Annotated in this window: 1 protein-coding gene; it reads right to left on the bottom strand. The window is 56.5% G+C overall.

What is annotated here, in order from left to right:
- Window positions 1-262: FAD:protein FMN transferase (locus V5P19_RS23815; protein ID WP_334408028.1), on the bottom strand; the 262-nt coding region annotated here is incomplete at both ends.

Here is a 262-nt window from a genome sequence, read left to right on the forward strand (position 1 = left end):
GGAAAGACGTTTGCCGTCCAGTTCGTAATAGTTACGGTAGCTGCCAGAGGTGCTAATCCCATGACCGTTGATATCCACCACAGCCTGAACCGCGTTTTCTTTATCGGTTGGTTTTTGAATCGCTACCCGCCACGGCAGGCCTTCACCGTTCATACCACGGCTGTTCAGCGCGCCGCCCACCGACACCAGATAGCGGGAAATCCCTTCCTGCTCCATCAAGCGTGCCAAATGATCGGCCGCATAGCCTTCGCCGACGGTGGAG

This window comes from Enterobacter sp. UNJFSC 003, from assembly GCF_036903355.1.
GTDB lineage: Bacteria > Pseudomonadota > Gammaproteobacteria > Enterobacterales > Enterobacteriaceae > Enterobacter.